Here is a 1193-nt window from a genome sequence, read left to right on the forward strand (position 1 = left end):
TTTCAAGCAGAATCTTATTACCGATTCGGATATCAATACTCGCAGCGTTGACATTTTCGTGGAGAGCAGTGATAACACCTTCTTCAATCAGTTGGTGGAGACGCGGTGCAGACAACAAAGACATAATTACTCCTTAACCTAAGAAACGGACACTGGCAACAAAATCATACTGAATACCGTACCACTCAAGTTCTTTTATGAACTCTTGTGCTCTGTGTGCGGCACTCATTCCATCATTTTCATACCGGAAACTAAACTTGAATACTCTGAACTTGTGGTAATCAAAACCTTCAAGTTCTTCGAAATCCTCTAAGACATAATCTCCTTTATGGAATTTGTCTTTGATTATTTCTTTAAGGCCAACACGTATCACTTTGGGGACTTTAGCTGTCCCCTCAATGTTAGACCACACACTCATTAAAATTCCTCCCAAGTGAGTTCGGAAACAGGAGGCTTGGTGGGGTCAAAATTGGCAAGGTTACACAGGTGCTCATAAAGCATCATGGTAACAACAACGTCTTGCTCACAATATTCATACATCTCTTCAGTGAAGACTTCCCAAGCATTATCTTGCTTACCGAAGTCACCCTTGTGGCAACCTAGTGCCTTACCCCAAGAGTCCAGAGAGTGGCCTTGGATTCGGTCAGGTTCCAACATACGAGATAACACTAATGTATCAAACACTGCTTTAGTGTTCAACACACTGTTCAATTTCTTCAGTGCTGGCATATCAAAGTCTACAATATTGTGGCCTACAACAACATCGGCCTCAGCGAGCTTTTGACAATACTCTTCCAATTGGTCAGGGCGGTAGCCCCAACGCTCTTTGGTCAAGTAATCAATTACCCATGCACAGTGAAAGAGAGTGATATGCTGATAGAGATTGTTACCTTCAATATCAGTCACATATATTTTCAACAGGTTTCTCTCCCATTTGGTTAACGTACTTCTGAGCCCGTGCTAGGACGTACCGGTTAAACTTGTGATGCGGATGATTCTCAGCAACAAAGAGGACCCACTTGGGGTCCATCTCTACCACAGTATTAACATACATCCCTTTGTACTTCTTACCGAAGTCAATCTGACTCTTCAATCCTAACACATAGCTCATTAACTACCTCTTAGAATGGTTTACTTGTATCCTTTTCTACAGCAGCCCCTCCTTCCTCTTCACCGGAGTGTAGACTGAAAGG

General features: G+C 42.5%; 2 protein-coding genes. Both read right to left on the reverse strand.

The window, feature by feature from the left end:
* Nucleotides 1-133: 133 nt before the first annotated feature.
* On the reverse strand, nt 134-418 hold the full coding sequence (locus ACRDCA_RS05520) for a hypothetical protein (protein WP_438688630.1): 285 nt from the start codon (nt 416-418) through the stop codon (nt 134-136).
* On the reverse strand, nt 418-906 hold the full coding sequence (locus tag ACRDCA_RS05525) for a DNA polymerase III (protein WP_438688631.1): 489 nt from the start codon (nt 904-906) through the stop codon (nt 418-420). The genes ACRDCA_RS05520 and ACRDCA_RS05525 overlap by 1 nt, the downstream gene beginning before the upstream one ends.
* Between the last annotated feature and the right edge of the window lie 287 nt (nt 907-1193).

The sequence above is a fragment of the Serratia sp. (in: enterobacteria) genome (assembly GCF_051654945.1).
In the GTDB taxonomy this organism is placed as follows: Bacteria; Pseudomonadota; Gammaproteobacteria; order Enterobacterales; family Enterobacteriaceae; genus Chania.